The sequence below is a fragment of the Agromyces molybdatiresistens genome, from assembly GCF_052748445.2.
The window spans coordinates 3,387,456-3,404,841 of sequence record NZ_CM188258.1 but is presented as its reverse complement, the minus strand read 5'-3'; the positions used below and the strand labels follow the sequence as shown (position 1 = coordinate 3,404,841).

At 73.4% G+C, this 17,386-nt stretch carries 13 protein-coding genes; 9 read left to right on the top strand and 4 right to left on the bottom strand.

Annotated features, from left to right (window positions below; genetic code table 11):
• Positions 1-111 precede the first annotated feature (111 nt).
• Positions 112-3,882: an efflux RND transporter permease subunit gene (locus ACULK2_RS15700; RefSeq protein WP_445969991.1), complete on the top strand. Its 3,771-nt coding sequence runs from the start codon at positions 112-114 to the stop codon at positions 3,880-3,882.
• Here ACULK2_RS15700 and ACULK2_RS15695 read toward each other — a convergent pair.
• Together ACULK2_RS15695 and fdhD are read right to left on the bottom strand one after the other, a co-directional pair.
• A complete protein-coding gene (locus tag ACULK2_RS15695; protein ID WP_445969990.1) occupies positions 3,875-6,208 on the bottom strand; it encodes an FdhF/YdeP family oxidoreductase in 2,334 nt (777 codons plus the stop codon). The genes ACULK2_RS15700 and ACULK2_RS15695 overlap by 8 nt on opposite strands.
• Positions 6,208-7,095 carry a formate dehydrogenase accessory sulfurtransferase FdhD gene (fdhD, locus tag ACULK2_RS15690; protein WP_445969989.1) on the bottom strand — a complete coding sequence of 296 codons (888 nt, stop codon included), beginning with the start codon at positions 7,093-7,095 and terminating at the stop codon, positions 6,208-6,210. The genes ACULK2_RS15695 and fdhD overlap by 1 nt, the downstream gene beginning before the upstream one ends.
• A 54-nt stretch (positions 7,096-7,149) precedes the next feature.
• Between fdhD and mobA the strand changes: the two genes are divergently transcribed.
• The 7 genes from mobA (at position 7,150) to ACULK2_RS15655 (ending at position 11,679) form a co-directional block, all read left to right on the top strand.
• Positions 7,150-7,797: a molybdenum cofactor guanylyltransferase gene (gene mobA, locus ACULK2_RS15685; protein WP_445969988.1), complete on the top strand. Its 648-nt coding sequence runs from the start codon at positions 7,150-7,152 to the stop codon at positions 7,795-7,797.
• Positions 7,794-8,060 (top strand): DUF6457 domain-containing protein, encoded by a 267-nt coding sequence (locus ACULK2_RS15680; protein ID WP_445969987.1) that lies wholly within the window; start codon positions 7,794-7,796, stop codon positions 8,058-8,060. The genes mobA and ACULK2_RS15680 overlap by 4 nt, the downstream gene beginning before the upstream one ends.
• Positions 8,057-9,229, top strand: coding sequence for a molybdopterin molybdotransferase MoeA (locus ACULK2_RS15675; protein WP_445969986.1), 1,173 nt, complete (start codon positions 8,057-8,059; stop codon positions 9,227-9,229). The genes ACULK2_RS15680 and ACULK2_RS15675 overlap by 4 nt, the downstream gene beginning before the upstream one ends.
• A 61-nt stretch (positions 9,230-9,290) precedes the next feature.
• Complete coding sequence (locus ACULK2_RS15670; protein ID WP_445969985.1) at positions 9,291-9,722, top strand: hypothetical protein; 432 nt, start codon at positions 9,291-9,293, stop codon at positions 9,720-9,722.
• Between the two features lie 154 nt (positions 9,723-9,876).
• Positions 9,877-10,638 (top strand): GntR family transcriptional regulator, encoded by a 762-nt coding sequence (locus ACULK2_RS15665; RefSeq protein WP_445969984.1) that lies wholly within the window; start codon positions 9,877-9,879, stop codon positions 10,636-10,638.
• Between the two features lie 46 nt (positions 10,639-10,684).
• On the top strand, positions 10,685-11,197 hold the full coding sequence (locus ACULK2_RS15660) for an HAD family hydrolase (protein WP_445969983.1): 513 nt from the start codon (positions 10,685-10,687) through the stop codon (positions 11,195-11,197).
• A 29-nt stretch (positions 11,198-11,226) separates the two neighbouring features.
• Positions 11,227-11,679, top strand: coding sequence for an ATP-grasp domain-containing protein (locus tag ACULK2_RS15655; protein WP_445969982.1), 453 nt, complete (start codon positions 11,227-11,229; stop codon positions 11,677-11,679).
• Positions 11,680-11,697: 18 nt separating this feature from the next.
• Here the strand turns inward: ACULK2_RS15655 and ACULK2_RS15650 are convergent, their stop codons facing one another.
• Positions 11,698-12,069: a nuclear transport factor 2 family protein gene (locus tag ACULK2_RS15650; RefSeq protein ID WP_445969981.1), complete on the bottom strand. Its 372-nt coding sequence runs from the start codon at positions 12,067-12,069 to the stop codon at positions 11,698-11,700.
• A 78-nt stretch (positions 12,070-12,147) separates the two neighbouring features.
• Positions 12,148-14,355 carry a copper-translocating P-type ATPase gene (locus ACULK2_RS15645; protein WP_445969980.1) on the bottom strand — a complete coding sequence of 736 codons (2,208 nt, stop codon included), beginning with the start codon at positions 14,353-14,355 and terminating at the stop codon, positions 12,148-12,150.
• Positions 14,356-14,507: 152 nt separating this feature from the next.
• Here ACULK2_RS15645 and ACULK2_RS15640 point away from each other — a divergent pair, with 152 nt between their 5' ends.
• Entirely contained in the window at positions 14,508-17,354 is a 2,847-nt protein-coding gene (locus tag ACULK2_RS15640) for a cation-translocating P-type ATPase (RefSeq protein WP_445969979.1), read from the top strand.
• Positions 17,355-17,386 lie beyond the last annotated feature (32 nt).

Genomic DNA, 17,386 nt, shown 5'->3' with positions numbered 1-17,386 from the left:
CGTCGTGGTTCGGACCATACCCCGAACGGGGGCCGGGGGTCCAGCACCGTCGCCGGTGCTTCACAGCTTCCCGTTATCCGGACGGACCCGTCCGCTGCGAGAATCGACCCCATGTCCCTCCTCGCGAAGCTCAGCATGCGCAACCGCGCGCTCATCGCACTCGTCACCGTGGTCGTCGCGATCTTCGGCGGCATCGCGCTCAACGGGCTCAAGCAGGAGTTGGCCCCCTCGATCCAGCTGCCGCAGCTGTCGATCATCACGGCGTACCCGGGCGCGTCGCCCGACGTCGTGAACGCGGATGTCTCGACGCCCATCGAGACGGCCATCCAGGGCATCACCGGACTCGAGTCCACGTCGACAACGAGTTCGACGGGCGTGTCGCGCGTCGTCGCGAGCTTCACGTTCGGCACCGACCTCGCCTTCGCCGAGCAGAAGCTGCTGTCGTCGGTCAACCGCATCGCCCCCACGCTGCCCGACGACGTCGAGCCGCAGGTCGTCGCGTTCAGCTTCGACGACCTGCCGGTGGTGGCGGTCGCCGTGACCGGGGCGGACGACGTCTCGACGCTCTCCGACGAGATCACCCGCACCACGCTCCCGGAGTTGCGCGACATCGACGGGGTGCGCGACGCCGCGCTGATCGGCGACCGCGGCCAGCGGGTGGTCATCACCCCGGATGTCGCCGAGCTCGCGCGGTACGGGCTGACGACCCAGGCGATCCGCGACGCACTGCAGCAGAACGGCGTGCTCCTACCCGCCGGGCAGATCACCGAGGGCGACTCGACCTTCGCAGTGCAGGCGGGCACGCGCCTCGGCAGCGTCGAGGACCTCAGCGCCCTGCCGCTCATCGGCGCCGCCGAGCAGCAGCCGGTCGTCGACGAGACGCTGCCCGAGGGCACGCTGCCCGACGGCACGCTGCCGGACGGAACGACTCCGGACGGCACGCTGCCCGACGGCACGGGAACGGACGGCACCGGGACCGGCACCGACGGCACCGGGACCGGCACCGACGGCACCGGCACCGGGACCACGATCCCCGGCCCGGACGGAACGACGACCACCGTCGCCGTCCCCGTCGCCCTCACCATCGGCGACGTGGCATCCGTCGAGCTGACCGAGAACCCCGAGACGAGCATCTCCCGCGTCGACGGCGAGCCCGCGCTGGCGATCTCCGTCACCAAGCTGCCCTCGGCGAACACCGTCGAGGTCTCGAACGCCGTCGCGGCGGCGCTGCCCGACCTGCAGGCGTCGCTCGACACCACGAACCCCGGCACCGAGTTCACCGTGGTCTTCGACCAGGCGCCGTACATCGAGCAGTCGATCGAGTCGCTCGCGATCGAGGGCACGCTCGGGCTGATCTTCGCCGTGCTCGTGATCCTCGTGTTCCTGATGTCGGTGCGTGCCACGCTCGTGACCGCGATCTCCATCCCGACGTCGGTGCTCATCACGTTCATCGGACTGCAGGCGGCCGACTACACGCTGAACATCCTCACGCTCGGCGCGCTCACGATCTCGATCGGACGCGTGGTCGACGACTCGATCGTCGTCATCGAGAACATCAAGCGGCACCTCGTCGCGGGCGTCGACAAGGCCTCGACGATCGTGCACGCCGTGCGCGAGGTCGCGGGGGCGATCACCGCGTCGACGATCACCACGGTCGCCGTGTTCCTGCCGATCGCGCTGGTGGAGGGCGTCACGGGCGAACTGTTCCGGCCGTTCTCGCTCACGGTCACGATCGCGCTGCTCGCATCGCTGCTCGTCTCGCTCACGATCGTGCCCGTGCTCGCGTACTGGTTCCTGAAGCCCGCGAAGCCGCGCAAGGGCCAGACCGAGGCGGATGCCGCGGCGGAGGCCGCCTTCGTCGACGAGGTGCAGGTCGAGTCCGCGGCCCCGGTCGGCGCGCGCGCCGTCGCGCCGGCCCCGCTCGCGAGCGACGAGGTCTGGCTCGCGCCCGAGCTGCGCGACGCCGACGGATCGACGGGGCTGCGTCCTGGACCCGCGGTCGCCGCTGCGCCGACCGCACCCGGCGCCGTCGCGGTCGCCGACCCGTCCACGGTGGCGCCGGTGCGCTCCGGGGGACCGCAGGACGAGCTCGAACACCCCTCGCGGCTGCAGAAGGGCTTCCTGCCGATCCTCTCCTGGACCCTCAGGCACTCGATGGTCACGATCATCGTCGCGGTGCTCATCCTCGGCGGAACGATCGCCCTCGCCCCGCTCATGAAGACGAACTTCCTGGGCGACAGCGGCCAGAACACGTTCAGCGTCGCGCAGGAACTGCCCGTCGGCTCGAGCCTGGAGTACCTCGCCGCGAAGGCCGAGCCCGTCGAGGCGGCGATCAGCGGCGTGGAGGGCGTGGAGACCGTGCAGGTCTCCATCGGCACCTCGACCGGTGGCGGGGCGCTCGCCGCATTCGGCGGGTCGGGGAGCACCATCACCTACAACGTGACGACCGACGAGGACGCCGACCAGACGGCGCTCCAGGCGGAGGTCCGCGACGAGCTCGAGGCGCTCGAGGACGTCGGCGAGGTCACCCTCACGACCCAGAGCGGGTTCGGCGCCTCGAGCGACATCGAGGTCGACATCACGGCATCGAACGAGGAGGACCTGCGGGCGGCCACCGACGCGGTCGTCGAGGAGCTGTCGGGCCTCGACTCGCTGACGCAGGTCACCTCGAACCTCGAGTCGTCGCAGCCGTACGTCGCGATCGACGTCGACCGGGCGGCGGCGGCCGAGGCCGGATACTCGGAGGTCGCGCTCGGCGGCGTCGTCTCGGCCGCGATGCAGCCGCAGTCGGCCGGCTCGATCGTGATCGAGGAGCAGACCCTCACGATCTACCTCGCCTCCGACGAGCCGCCCACCTCGCTCGACGCGCTCCGCGCGCTCGAGGTGCCGACGCCGGCGGGCCCGGTGCGGCTCGACACGCTCGCAACCATCGAGCAGGTCGAGGGACCGTCATCCGTCACCACCGTGCAGGGGCTGCGCAGCGCGACCGTCGCGGCGACCCCGTCGAGCGACGACCTCGGCACCGCGAGCGCCGAGGTGCAGGCCGGGGTGGCCGCGGTCGACCTGCCCGAGGGCACGTCCGCGTCGCTCGGCGGCGTCACCGCCGACCAGCAGGAGTCGTTCGCGCAGCTCGGGCTGGCGCTGCTCGCCGCGATCCTGATCGTCTACGTGGTGATGGTCGCGACGTTCCGTTCGCTGCTCCAGCCGCTGCTGCTGCTCGTATCGGTGCCGTTCGCGGCGACGGGCGCCATCCTCCTGCAGGTCGTCACGGGCATCCCGCTCGGCGTCGCCTCGCTCGTCGGCGTGCTCATGCTCGTCGGCATCGTGGTGACCAACGCGATCGTGCTCATCGACCTCGTGAACCAGTACCGCGACCGGGGCATGACGGTGCGGGATGCGCTGCTGCACGGCGCATCCCGTCGTCTCCGCCCCATCCTGATGACGGCGCTCGCGACGATCTTCGCGCTGCTGCCGCTGGCCCTCGGCATCACGGGCAGCGGCGGGTTCATCTCGCAGCCGCTCGCGCTCGTCGTGATCGGCGGACTCCTGTCGTCGACCGTGCTGACGCTGCTCGTGCTTCCGGCGCTGTACGACCTGGTCGAGGGCGGTCGCGAGCGTCGGCGCGCGAAGCGCGACGCGAAGCGCGCGGAGGCGGATGAGGCGGCGATGGTTCCGGTCACCGTCGGGGCGGCGACGGCCGTGCAGGCGGACGCGGCCTCCGCCGAAGGCGCCACCGACCCCGGCGACGAGCCCGGAACCAGCCAGGACTCCGACCCGGACTCGGACTCCGACCCGGACTCGGACTCCGACCCGGACTCGGACTCGGACCCGGAGTCGGACTCGGACCCGCACGGCGGCGCGCGCCCGACGCCGCTCAGCTGACGCGCGGGCCCGCCGGCGGGCCCGGCGCCCGAGCCGCCGCCGGCTCGAGCCGCACGATGACGGCCTTCGAGACCGGGGTGTTGCTCTCCTCGGCGGCGCTCGCGAGCGGCACGAGCACGTTCGCCTCCGGGTAGTAGGCCGCCGCGCAGCCCCGCGCGGTCGGGTACGCGACGACGCGCTGGTTCGGCAGGCGCCGGTCGGCCTCACCCGGCCACTCGCTGACGACATCGACGCGGTCGCCGTCGTCGAGTCCGAGCTCGGCGAGGTCGTCGGGGTGCACGAACACCACGTCGCGCCCCTTCCGGATGCCGCGGTAGCGGTCGTCCAGGCTGTAGATCGTGGTATTGAACTGGTCGTGCGATCGCAGCGTCTGCAGGATGAGCCGGCCCGCGGGTCGCTCGAGGTGCTCGAGCTCGTTGACGGTGATCACCGCGCGTCCGGTCGGGGTGTCGAAGCGCCGCTCGTCGCGCGGGCCGTTCGGCAGGACGAAACCGCCCTTCCGGCGCACATCCTCGTTGAACGACTCGAAGCCGGGGACCACCCGCGCGATCCGCTCGCGGATCAGGTCGTAGTCCCGAGCGAACGCGCGCCACGGGATGCCGTGGCGGTCGCCGAGGGTCGCCTCGGCGAGCCGGCAGACGATGGCGACCTCCGAGAGGAGCCCGGCGGCGACCGGCGGCACGGCGCCGTGGCTGGCGTGCACCGCGCACACGCTGTCCTCGACCGACACGAACTGCGGCCGACCGTCCTGCAGGTCGACCTCGGTGCGACCGAGGGTCGGCAGGATGATCGCCTCCTCGCCCGTGACGACGTGCGACCGGTTGAGCTTGGTCGAGACCTGCACCGTGAGCTTCGCGCCCCGCATGGCCCGCTCCGCGGCATCCGTGTCGGAGATCGCGCCGACGAAGTTGCCGCCCATCGAGACGAACACGTCGATCTCGCCCCGCTGCAGGCCCTGCACGGCCTGCACGGCGTCGACGCCGTGCGCGCGCGGCACGGGGAAGCCGAACTCGGCCTCGAGTGCGGCGAGGAACCGCTCGGGCATCCGCTCCCAGATGCCCATCGTGCGGTCGCCCTGCACGTTGCTGTGACCGCGGATCGGGGACGCACCCGCGCCCGGCCTGCCGATGTTGCCGCGGAGCAGCAGCAGGTTCACGATCTCCCGGATGGTCGGGACGGCCTTGCGGTGCTGCGTGAGGCCCATGGCCCACGTGATGACGACGCGGTCGGCGGCGAGGTAGTCGGCGGCGAGCGCATCGATCTCCGCGACGTCGAGTCCGGTCGCCGCGAGCACCGCCGCCTCGTCGAGGTGAGCGAGGTGGTCGCGGAACGCCTCGAGCCCGATCGTGTGCCGTTCGAGGAACGCGTGGTCGAGGACGGTGCCGGGCGCGGCGGCCTCGGCATCGAGCACGCGTCGCGACACGGCCTGCAGCAGTGCCATGTCGCCGCCGGATCGGATCTGCAGGAAGCGGTCGGCGATCGCGGCCCCCCGCCCGAGGATGCCGCGCACCTTCTGCGGGTTCCGGTAGCGGATGAGTCCGGCCTCCGGGAGCACGTTGACGCTCACCACCCGGCCGCCGGCCCGCTTGGTCTCCTCGAGGGCGGTGAGCATGCGCGGGTGGTTCGTGCCCGGGTTCTGGCCCATGACGATGACGAGGTCGGCCTTCGCGAAGTCGTCGTAGTGCACGGTCGACTTGCCGATGCCGATGGTCGAGAGCAGCGCCGTCCCGGTCGACTCGTGGCACAGGTTCGAGCAGTCGGGCAGGTTGTTCGTGCCGAACGCACGGACGAGGAGCTGGTACAGGAACGCCGTCTCGTTCGCGGTGCGGCCGCTCGTGTAGAACGCGGCGCGGTCGGGCGAGTCGAGCGCGTTCAGCCGGTCGGCGATGATCCGGAACGCGTCGTCCCACGAGATCGGCTCGTAGTGGTCGGAGCCGGCGGGCTTGTGCACGGGCTCGGTGAGCCGGCCCTGCTGCCCGAGCCAGTACTCCCCGCGATCGAGCAGCGAGGTCAGCGAGTGCTCGGCCCAGAACGCGCGGGGCACGGTGATCGGCGTCGCCTCCCACGTCGTCGCCTTCATGCCGTTCTCGCAGAACTCGAGCGCGTTGCGGTGGCCGGGGTCGGGCCACGCGCAGCTCATGCAGTCGAAGCCGTCCTCCTGGTTGATGGCGAGCGCGAGCCGCGCGGTGCGGGAGAGGCCCATCCGCGCCAGCGCCGGTTCCATCGAGTGCAGGATCCCCGGGACGCCGACGGCCCAGTCCTTCGGGCGCCCGACCTCGAGGTCGGGGTAGGGGTCGGCGGCGGGTCCGCCGCTCCCGTCCGCCATCAGCTCGCCTCCGCGCGTCCGACCGACGGGACGAGCCCACGCGTCCCGTCGGTCGCCGGTACGGTCGGCGCGTCGATCCGCTCGTCGCCGGCGTAGACCACCATCGAGTCGCCGCGCAGGAATCCGACGAGCGTGAGACCGGACGCCGCGGCGTGATCGACCGCGAGCGAGGACGGCGCCGACACGGCCGCGAGCACCGGGATGCCGGCCATCGTCGCCTTCTGGGCGAGCTCGAAGCTCGCTCGGCCCGACACCTGGAGGACCGCGCCGCGCAGCGGCAGCAGCCCCTCGCGGGCGGCCCACCCGACGACCTTGTCGACGGCGTTGTGCCGCCCCACGTCCTCGCGGAGCACGAGCAGCTCGCCCGTGCGTCCGTCGAAGAGCGCCGCCGCGTGCAGGCCACCCGTGCGCTCGAAGATCGCCTGCCCGGCGCGGAGCCGGTCGGGCAAGCCCGCGAGGAGGGCCGGATCGAGCCGCAGGTCGTCGCCGGCGACGTCGTACGCCGACCGCGTGCGGACGGCGTCGATGCTCGCCTTGCCGCACACCCCGCACGAGCTCGTCACGGTGAAGTTCCGTTCGGTCGAGGCATCGGGTCCCGGCACCCCCGGGGCGAGCGCGAGGTCGAGGACGTTGTACGTGTTCTCGCCCGGCGCGCCGCAGTGGACCGCGGCCGCGACGTGGTCGCCGCGCGAGACGACCCCCTCGGAGACGAGGAAGCCCGTGGCGAGGTCGACGTCGTGGCCGGGCGTGCGCATCGTGACGGCGAGCCGGCGTCCGCCGACCCGGATCTCGAGCGGCTCCTCGACCGCGAGGAGGTCCTCGCGCCGAGATGCCGTGCCGCCGACGGTGACCCGTGTGACCCGCGTCCTCGCGGTGATCCTGCCCATGCCCCCTGCCTATCACGCCGTCCTGCGCGGCGGCGCGGGATCTACAGTGAACGCGTGGACAGTGAACCCGTTGTCGTGATCGGCGCGGTGATCCTCATGGGCGGTCGCGCCGAGCGGCTCGGCGGCATCGTGAAGGGCGACCTGCGCGTCGAGGGCCGGACGCTGCTCGAGCGGGTCGTGGCCGCAGCGGGCCCGGCTCGACGACGCGTCGTCGTCGGCGAGGTCGGCGGGTCGGAGCTGCCGCCCGACGTCGTCGTCGTCCGCGAGGAGCCCGCGTTCGCCGGGCCCGCGGCCGCGGTGGCGGCCGGAGTGGCCGCGCTGCCCCAGGTCGGTGCCGCCGCGCGGACCGACGACGAGGCATCCGCCGTGCTGCTGCTCGCGGGCGACCAGCCGTTCGTCGGGGAGGCGATCGACCCGCTCGTCGCGGCGCTCGTCGCGTCCGACCCCGAGCACGTCGACGGCGTTCAGGCCGTCGACGGCGCCGGCCGCGCGCAGTACCTGACCTCGCTCGTGCGGCGCCCGGCCCTCGATGCGGCGATCGCTGCGACCGTGCCGCTCGAGGGGGCGTCGATGCGCCGATTGGTCGCCGCGTTGCGGCTGGTCGACGTGCCGCTCCGCGGACGGGCCACCATGGACGTGGACACCTGGGCCGACGCCCGCGCCGCGGGCGCGACCGGCGCGACGGAAGGAATGACGACATGAGCGACGAGGCCGACCTCCACCGCGTCCTGGCCGAATGGGCCGACCGCGTGCGCGAGGAACTCGACATCGCGGGCGCGCCGCTCGACCTCGATCGCGTGCTCGGCGTCGCGGGCGTCGCCGCGCACGCCGTGATCCGGCCGGCGGCGCCGGTCACGACGTACCTCGCGGGCTATGCGGCCGGGCTCGCCGCGGCATCGGGGGCCGATCCGGATGCCGCTGCGGCCGACGCACTCGATCGCGTCCGCCGACTCGCCGGCTCGTGACCGGCGCCATCCCCTGGTCGGAGGCGCGCGTCAGGGCACGCGCCGCCGCTCCCGTCGCACGGAGCGAACGCGTACCGCTCGCCGCCGCGATCGGACGGGTGCTCGCCGAGCGGCTGGTGACCGCCATCCCGCTGCCGCACTTCGCGTCGGCCGCGATGGACGGCTGGGCCGTGCGCGGGCCGGCGCCGTGGCGCGTGCTCGACCGCGGCGACCCGGTCCTGGCGCTCGAACCGGGTGACGCGTTCGAGATCGCGACGGGCGCCCCGGTCCCGGATGGCGCGGACGCCGTGCTGCGCGTCGAGGCCGGGCGCGTCGCCGGCGGCATGCTGGAACCGGTCGGCGGGACCGGCCTCCACGATGTCCGGGGTCGTCGGCACGTCCGGCCGGCCGGTGTGGAGGCGGCGGCCGGTGACGTCGTGCTCGAGGCCGGCGCCGTCCTGACCCCGCCGCGCATCGCCCTCGCGGCGGCGACCGGCGTCGACGACCTCTCGGTCGTGCGACGTCCCAGGGTGGCGCTGGTCCTCACCGGCGACGAGGTCGTCGAGTCGGGCGTCCCCCTGGTCGGCCAGGTGCGCGACAGCTTCGGGGTCGCGCTGCCCGCGACGCTCGAGGCGCTCGGCGCGGAGGTCGTCGCGACCCACCGGATCGGCGACGACCAGCAGGCCACGCGGAGCGCGCTCACTGCGGATGACGTCGACCTCGTCGTCACGACGGGCGGCACCGGCCGCTCGAGCGCCGACCACGTGCGCGCCGCGCTCGCCGCCGAGGGCGCCGAGCTCATCGTGCCCGGCATGGCGACCCGGCCCGCCGGCCCGACGCTGCTCGCGCGCGCCTCCGATCGGCTGGTCCTCGGACTGCCGGGCAATCCGCTCGCGGCGATGCTCGGGCTCGTCGCACTCGGTGCGCCGCTCCTCGCCGCCTGGACCGGAACGGATGCCGTGCCCCGCACGGTCCTCGCGGGGGTGGACCTTCCCGGCCGCGCGGATTCGACCGGCCTCGTCCCCGCGACGCTGTCGGGTGCGGTGGAGCAGGTCGCCGCCCCCGTCGCCCACGTCGGGTCGGGCATGCTCCGCGGACTCGCCGCGACCGATGTCGTGCTCGTGGTCCCTCCCGAGGGCGTCGAGGCCGGATCCGCCGTCGAGGCGCTCACCCTGCCCTGGCGCGCCTGACGCAGCGCGTCATCCGGGATCACCCCTCCCGGACGTCCGCGGCCGGTGCCATGATCGGGACATGGAACGCACCGACCGTGACGTCGACGCCGTCCTCGCCGCGCTCGACGGCGAGCGCGCCGATGCGATCCGCGAGCTCGACCGGGTCGTCTCCGCCGAGTTCGCCGGGCTCGAGCGCGCGCTCTGGGAGGGCGTGTTCTGGGGCGGCACCGAGCAGGCGATCATCGGGTACGGCGCCGTCACGCAACCGCGCCCGAAGGGCGGCTCCGTCGACTGGTTCCTCGTCGGGCTCGCCGACCAGGCCAAGCACCTCAGCATCTACGTGAACGCCGCCGAGGACGGCGCGTACCTGGTCCAGCGGTTCGCGCCCGAGCTCGGTCGTGTGAAGGTCGGCTCCGCCGCGATCTCGGTCACGAGCCTCGACCGTCTCGACCTGGACGCGTTCGTCCGGCTGCTCCGGCGGGCCCGGGAGGTGACCCCGGGCGTGCGCTGAACCAGGCGCGAAGCGGCGCGGACCGCCGCGGACCGCCGCGCGATCGACCGGACCGACCGCCGCCGGGGCGGTTCGCCCGCGGTTCACCGAAGCTTCACCGTCCCGTCGCATCGTGCCCACCCCGAGGCCCACGCCCACTCCGTACGGTCGTTGCATGTCCACCGAGGTGCCGCTCCACGAGCGGGTGCACGACACCCTCCGCGAGCGCATCGGGCGCGGCGACTGGTCCGCGGGCATGCGCCTGCCGAGCGAGGCGGCGCTCTGCCGCGAGTTCGGCACGAGCCGCGGCCCGGTGCGCCGGGCGCTCGCCGTGCTGCGCGAGGAGGGGTACGTCGTCGGCGGCCGCGGGCGTCCGCCCCTCGTCGGGCGCGTCGTGCCGACCCAGCCCTTCTCGACGTTCACGTCCTTCACCGAGTGGGCGCGGGCGATCGGTCGCGAGCCCGGTCAGCGCACCCTCGAGGCGGGAATGCGCCCCGCGCCGTCGACCGTCGCGGGCTTCCTCGGGCTCGATGAGGGTGCCACGGTGACGCAGGTCGTCCGCGTCCGACTGCTCGACGGCGTGCCGACGATGGTGGAGCGCAGCTCCTTCCCACCCGAGATCGGCACCCTCCTCGACGACCTCGACTGCGACCGCGGGTCGCTGCACGCGCACCTCGTCGCCCGCGGGGTCGACCTGCGCCGGGCGCGGCACACGATCGACGCGGTCGCCGCCAACCCGCTCGACTCCGAGGTACTCGAGGTCGGCTCGGGCAGCCCGCTCCTCCGCGAGCGGCGCATCACCTTCGACTCCGCGCGTCGTCCGATCGCCTACGCCGACGACCGGTACCGCCCCGAGCTCGCGACCTTCACGATCGAGAACGAGGTCGACCGCCGCACGCCGCTGACCCGCTCGCACCCTGCCGGGGCCCGGCCGTGAGCGCCGGCCCGGGCCGCGGGCGCTGCGCCGCATCGGAGGCCGCTCGATGATCACCCTGGCCGTGCTGGCGTTCGAGGGCGCGGTGATCCGGCGGTCGACGGATGCCGCGGCGCCGCCGCTGCTCGTCCGCGGCGTGGAGGCGTCACTCGCCGAACTGCGCCGACGCGGCGTGCGCGTCGTGCTCGTGTGCGAGGGTTCGCACGACGCCGCGACCCGACTGCTGGGCCGGCTCGGCTGGTCGGTGTCCGACGACCTCCGCGCACCGCACACGGTCGACGCCGTCGTGGCCGTCGACGACGTGGCATCCGCCCCGCCCGCGCCCTTCGCGGTGCATCACGCGATGGAGCTCACCGGCACGCTCGACGTGCGGCAGGTGCTGGTGGCCGGCGACTCGATCGTCATGCTCGAGGCAGGTCGGGCTGCGGGGGCCGGATGGCTCGTCGGCGTGCTGAGCGGATCCGCCCGCCGACCCGAGCTCGCGTCGGTGCACCACGACGCGATCCTCTCGGACCTCAACGACCTCGTCGCGCTCGCAGTGCCTGCGGCGCCCGCGCGCTGAACTCGGCGCGTTCGCCGATCGACGTCGCATTGATCGGGGGCCCGGAGGAGACCGACCTCGCGCAGATGACGGAGGCGGTCCCCCAGGACGGTTACGCCATCATCCAGGAGTTCATCGACGGATCCAGGGACGGCGATGCCCGGATCTTCCTGCTGGAGGGCCGCCTCCTCGAGCGCGACGGCAGGCCGGCCGCCCTCCGACGCGTGCCCACCGGCAACGATCCGCGCGCCAACATCAGCACCGGCGGTCGATCGGTGCCCCTCGAGGTCGGCGAGGCCGAGCTCGGCATCGTCGAGGCGATCGGCGACAAGCTCGTCGCCGATGGCATGTTCTTCGTCGGCATCGACGTGATCGACAGCACGGTGGTGGAGATCAACGCGGAAAGTCCGGGCGGGTTCCAGAGCGTCGAGCGGCTCTACGACATCGACATCGCCGAGACCGTCATCGAAGCCCTGGAGCGCCGTGCGACCCCGGCGTCCTGAGGTCCGAACGATCCCAGGTCAGCCGATGCGCGGCCCGAGGGGCGTGCCCTGGTGGAAGAGCATCCGCGGGCGGTCGCCGCTGATCCGCCAGAGCGAACTGCGCCGGCTGCGCATGCCGTCGGCGTCGAGCGTGTAGGTGAGCAGGGCGAGGTCGGATGCCACGAGCTCGACGTGCTCGCCCGTGACGACGGCCGACTGCACGTCGACGGCGTCGGGCCCGGTCATCACGTCGATGAGCTCGTCGCGCGTCCACAGCCGGCCGCTCCGGCCGATCTCGCGGAACGACTCGTCGAGCAGGTCCTCGAGCGCGCTCGGGTCGCGCCTGGTCTCGGGCTCGAGCAGTCGGCGTTCGGCCCCGGTCACGAGCACGGCGATGGACTCGTCTTCCATGACCGCGAGCCTACGCCGTCGTGCGGCTCGAGGGACGGGTCCGGCGGTCGACCGCCGGACCCGGTGCGGGCGTGCGCCTCACGCCCGCTCGAGCACCGCCTGCGTGGACGCCTCGGGCCGGAGGTCGAGCCGGCGCAGCAGCTGCGCGTTGGCCGCGACGATCACGGTCGACAGCGACATCAGGATGGCGCCGACCGACATCGGGAGGACGAACCCGATCGGGGCGAGCACGCCCGCCGCGAGGGGCACCGAGACGAGGTTGTAGCCGGCCGCCCACCAGAGGTTCTGCTTCATCTTGCGGTACGACGCCCGCGAGAGCTCGATGACCGAGAGCACGGACCGCGGGTCGCTCGAGGCGAGGATGACGCCGGCGGACGCGATCGCGACATCCGTTCCCGCGCCGATGGCGATGCCGACGTCGGCCTGGGCGAGCGCAGGCGCGTCGTTCACGCCGTCGCCGACCATGGCGACCGAGAGGCCCTCGCGCTGCAGCTCCTGCACCTTCGCGGCCTTGTCCTCCGGGCGCACTCCCGCAAACACCCGGTCGATGCCGAGCTCCTCGGCGACCGTGCGTGCGACGGGCTCGGCATCGCCCGTGATCATGACGACCTGGATGTCGAGCGCGTGCAGCGCCTCGACCGCCTCGCGGGACTCGGGCCGCACCTCGTCGGCGAGCGCGATCGCACCCGCGACCTCGTCGCCCACGACGACGTGCAGCACGGTCGACCCGCGCTCGGCCCAGTCGCGGGACCCGGGGAGCGGCTCGAGGCCCTCGCGCTCGAGCATGCCGGGACCGCCCACGTGCACCTCGCGGCCGTCGACCCGTGCGGTCACGCCGATCGCGGCGGACGCGGCGAAGTCCGACGCGGGCCGGAGGGCGAGTCCGCGGCGCTCGGCGTCGGCCACGATCGCCTTCGCGAGCGGGTGCTCCGAGTCGTGCTCCGCGGCTGCCGCGAGCCCGAGCACCTCGTCGAGGTCGTGTCCCGGCGAGGCCGCGGCATCCGTCACCGTCGGCTCGCCCCTGGTCAGGGTGCCGGTCTTGTCGAACAGGACCGCGCCGACCGTGCGCATCGTCTCGAGGGCGAGGCGGTCGGTGACGAGCACCCCGCCGCGCGCCGCGCGCTCGGTCGAGATCTGCACGACGAGGGGGATCGCGAGCCCGAGCGCGTGGGGGCAGGCGATCACGAGCACGGTGACGGTGTGGATGACGCCCTCGTCGGGCAGCCCGACGAGCGCCCAGACGATGCCGGTGATCGCCGCGGCGATGAGTGCGAACCAGAACAGCCACCCGGCCGCGCGGTCGGCGAGGCGCTGCGCGCGCGTGCTCGACGACTGGGCCTGGGCCACCAGGCGCTGGATGCCGGCGAGCGCGGTGTCGTCGCCGACCGCGCCGACGCGGACGCGGATCGCGGTGTCGGTCGCGACCGTTCCGGCCACGACGTGCTCGCCCGGGCCGCGGCTCACGGTGCGGGACTCGCCCGTGATCATCGACTCGTCCATCGCGGCGGTGCCGTCGACGACCTCGCCGTCGGCGGGGACCCGGCCGCCGGGGCGCACGATGACCGTGTCGCCGAGGGCGAGGTCGGCGGGCGAGACGGTCTCGACGCCCGCCTCGGTCACGCGTTCGGCCTCGTCGGGCAGCAGCGCCGCGAGCGCGTCGAGCGCCGACGACGTCGCGGCGAGCGAGCGCATCTCGATCCAGTGGCCGAGCAGCATGATGACGATGAGGAGCGCGAGCTCCCACCAGAAGTCGAGGTGGTGGGGGAGGAGGCCGAGGCTCGCGCCGAGCGAGGCTCCGTAGGCGACCGTGATCGCCAGGCCGATGAGCAGCATCATGCCGGGCGTGCGGGCCTTCAGCTCGGACCACGCTCCGGTGAGGAACGGCGAACCGCCCCAGACGTACATGACCGTGCCGAGCACCGGCGAGACCCAGGCGACCCAGGCGGCGTCGGGCAGCTGGTACCCGATGAGGTCGGCGAACATGCCGCTGAAGGCGATCGTCGGGATCGCGATGACCAGCATGATCCAGAAGAGGCGGCGGAACCGGCCGACGTGATCGCCGTGGCCGCCGTGCCCGCCGTGGCCCGACATGTCGTTGCCCGACATGTCGTGCCCCGTCATGTCGTGGCCGGCGTGCGCGCCGTGCGCTGTCGCGGAGGGGTGCTCGGAGTGCGCCGCCATCCGGAGGTCCTCGGCCGTCCCAGCGGCATCGTGCTCCTGCTCGTCGTGCCCGTGCCCGTGCCCGTGCACGTCGTGCCCTCGGTCCGTCTCACGTCCTGCGCGCATCTCAGGCCTCCCCGTTTCCGTCACCATACCCCTATGGGGTATCCACTACAACGCCCGAGCCCCGAATCCATTCCCCGCGTGCCCGCCCCGTCCACGCTTCACGGGCCGATCGCCCGTTGCGACCCGCCGTCGCCCGTGCACACGATGGACGCATGCCGACGCCTCGCGACCTCGACCCCGCCTGCGAGGATCCCGCCGACGTCGCCGGGCGCCTCGGCGTCGACCCGGAGACCGGACTCGCCGCCGCCGACGTCGACGAGCGGCTGCGCAGCCACGGCGCCAACGAGCTCAGGCCGGCCCGTCGCGTGCCCGTCTGGCGGCGGGTCCTCGCACAGCTCGCCGACCCGCTCATCCTGCTCCTCCTCGCCGCGGTCGTCGTCTCGGTCGTCGCCTGGATCGTCGAGGGGGCGCACGGCTGGCCCATCGATGCGCTCGTGATCCTCGCGATCATCGCGCTGAACGCCGTCCTGGGCCTCGTGCAGGAGTCCCGCGCCGAGCGGGCCGTGGCGGCGCTCGCCGTGATGACGCGCGCCCACTCGACGGTACTCCGCGACGGCGGGCTCCGCACCGTGCCGAGCGACGAGCTCGTGCCCGGCGACGTGCTCGCGCTCGCCGAGGGCGACCGGGTGGGGGCCGACGCGCGGCTCGTCCGGGCGAACGCCCTGCGCGTCGCCGAGGCGTCCCTCACGGGCGAGAGCGAGGCCGTGGAGAAGGACCCGGCGACGCTCGAGCATCGCGTGCCGCTCGGAGACCGCCGCGACATGGTGTTCGCGGGCACGGCCGTCAGCCGCGGCACCGGGCGCGCCATCGTCACCGGGACCGGCATGGCGACCGAGATGGGCACGATCGCGACCATGCTCGACGAGACGATCGAGGAGCCGACGCCGCTCCAGGTCGAGGTCGATCACCTGGGTCGGATGCTCGGCCGCATCGTCGTCGGGATCGCGATCGTCGTGATGCTGACGGTGACGATCGTCCAGGGGGTCGACACGGCCGAGGACTTCGTGACCGTGCTCCTGCTCGGCGTCTCGCTCGCCGTGGCCGCGGTGCCCGAGGGCCTCCCCGCGATCATGTCGCTCGTCCTCGCACTCGGCGTGCAGCGGATGGCGCGCCGCAACGCGGTCGTGAAGCAGCTCTCGAGCGTGGAGACGCTCGGGTCGGCATCCGTCATCTGCACCGACAAGACCGGAACGCTGACGACCAACGAGATGACGATCCAGCGCGTCGTCACGGCCTCGGGCACCGTCGACCTCGGCGGGGTCGGCTACGCGCCCGTCGGCGACGCGACCGCGACGGGCCGCGAACTCGCGGAGGGACCGCTCCTCTCCGAGGCGCGGCTCGTGCTCGGCGCCGGATCGCTCGTCAACGACGCGCAGCTCGCCCAGCACGACGGCCGCTGGGAGATCGAGGGCGACCCGACCGAGGCCGCCTTCCTCGTCGCGGCGCGCAAGGTCGCGGGCGCGGCCGAGGAGGCCGCGCAGTACGGCCGCGTGGGCGAGGTTCCCTTCAGCTCGGAGCGCAAGATGATGTCGACCGCGCACCGGCGCGAGGGCGGAGACCTCGTCGTGCTCAGCAAGGGCGCGCCCGACGTGCTCCTGCAGCACTGCACGCGCGTGCAGGTCGGCGACGGCGTCGTTCCGCTCGACCCCGTCCGACGCGCCCGCGCGCTCGCCGAAGTCGAGACGCTGTCGGAGGAGGCGTTCCGCACCCTCGCGGTCGCGTACCGGCCGGCGCCCGAACTGGCGGGCGGCGACGGGCGGCCGGATGCCGCGGGGTTCGACGAGGACGCGGAGGAGGATCTCGTCTACGCGGGGGTCGTGGGCATCATCGACCCGCCGCGGCCCGAGGTGCGGTCGGCCATCGCGGACGCGCACGCCGCCGGCATCCGCGTCGTCATGATCACCGGCGATCACCCGGCGACCGCGGCGCGCATCGCGCGCGACCTCGGGATCATCGGCGAGGACGGCATCGCCCTGCCCGGTGCACGCCTGGACGGCATGACCGACCGGCAGCTGCGCGACGCGGTCCGCACGGTCTCGGTCTTCGCTCGTGTCGCGCCCGAGCACAAGCTCCGGATCGTCGACGCGCTCCAGGCGGAGGGGCTCGTGGTCGCGATGACCGGCGACGGCGTGAACGACGCGCCCGCGCTGAAGTCGGCCGACATCGGCATCGCCATGGGCATCACGGGCACCGAGGTCACCAAGGAGGCGGCGAAGATGGTGCTCGCCGACGACGACTTCGCGACCATCGTGCACGCCGTGCGCGAGGGCCGGGTGATCTTCGACAACATCCGGAAGTTCCTCCGCTACCTGCTCTACTCGAACATGGGCGAGGTGCTCACGGTCTTCCTCGGCGTCGTCTTCGCGGGGGTCCTCGGCTTCGCCGGCGCCTCCGACGAGGCGGTCGTGCTGCCGCTGCTCGCGACGCAGATCCTCTGGATCAACCTCGTCACCGACTCCGGTCCCGCGCTCGCGATGGGCGTCGACCCCGAGGTCGACGACGTCATGGCGCGACCGCCGCGGGGCCTGCACGACCGGGCGATCGACCTCGGCATGTGGATCGGCATCGCGACCACGGGCATCGTGATCGCGATCGCGACGCTGATCACGATGGACGCCTTCCTGCCGGGCGGACTGATCCCGGGCGGCGCCGACACGTTCGAGGTCGCGAGGACGGCCGGGTTCACCACCCTCGTGTTCGCCGGGCTGTTCACCGCGTTCAATGCCCGCTCCGCGACGTCGAGCGCGTTCCGGTCCGTGTTCGCGAACCGCTGGCTGTGGGGCGCGGTCGCACTCGCCGTGCTGCTGCAGGTCGCCGTCGTCTCGTGGGCGCCCCTGCAGGTGGCCTTCGGCACGGCGTCGCTGGATGCCGCGCACTGGGCGGTGTGCGTCGCGATGGCGTCGTCGGTGCTCTGGGTCGAGGAGCTCCGCAAGCTCGGCATCCGGCTGGCCGGGCGTCGGCGGGCGGATTCCGCGTCCCCGCGGGTTCGCGCTGCGTGAACACGCGCCCGCCGTCGGATCGGGCGTGCTCT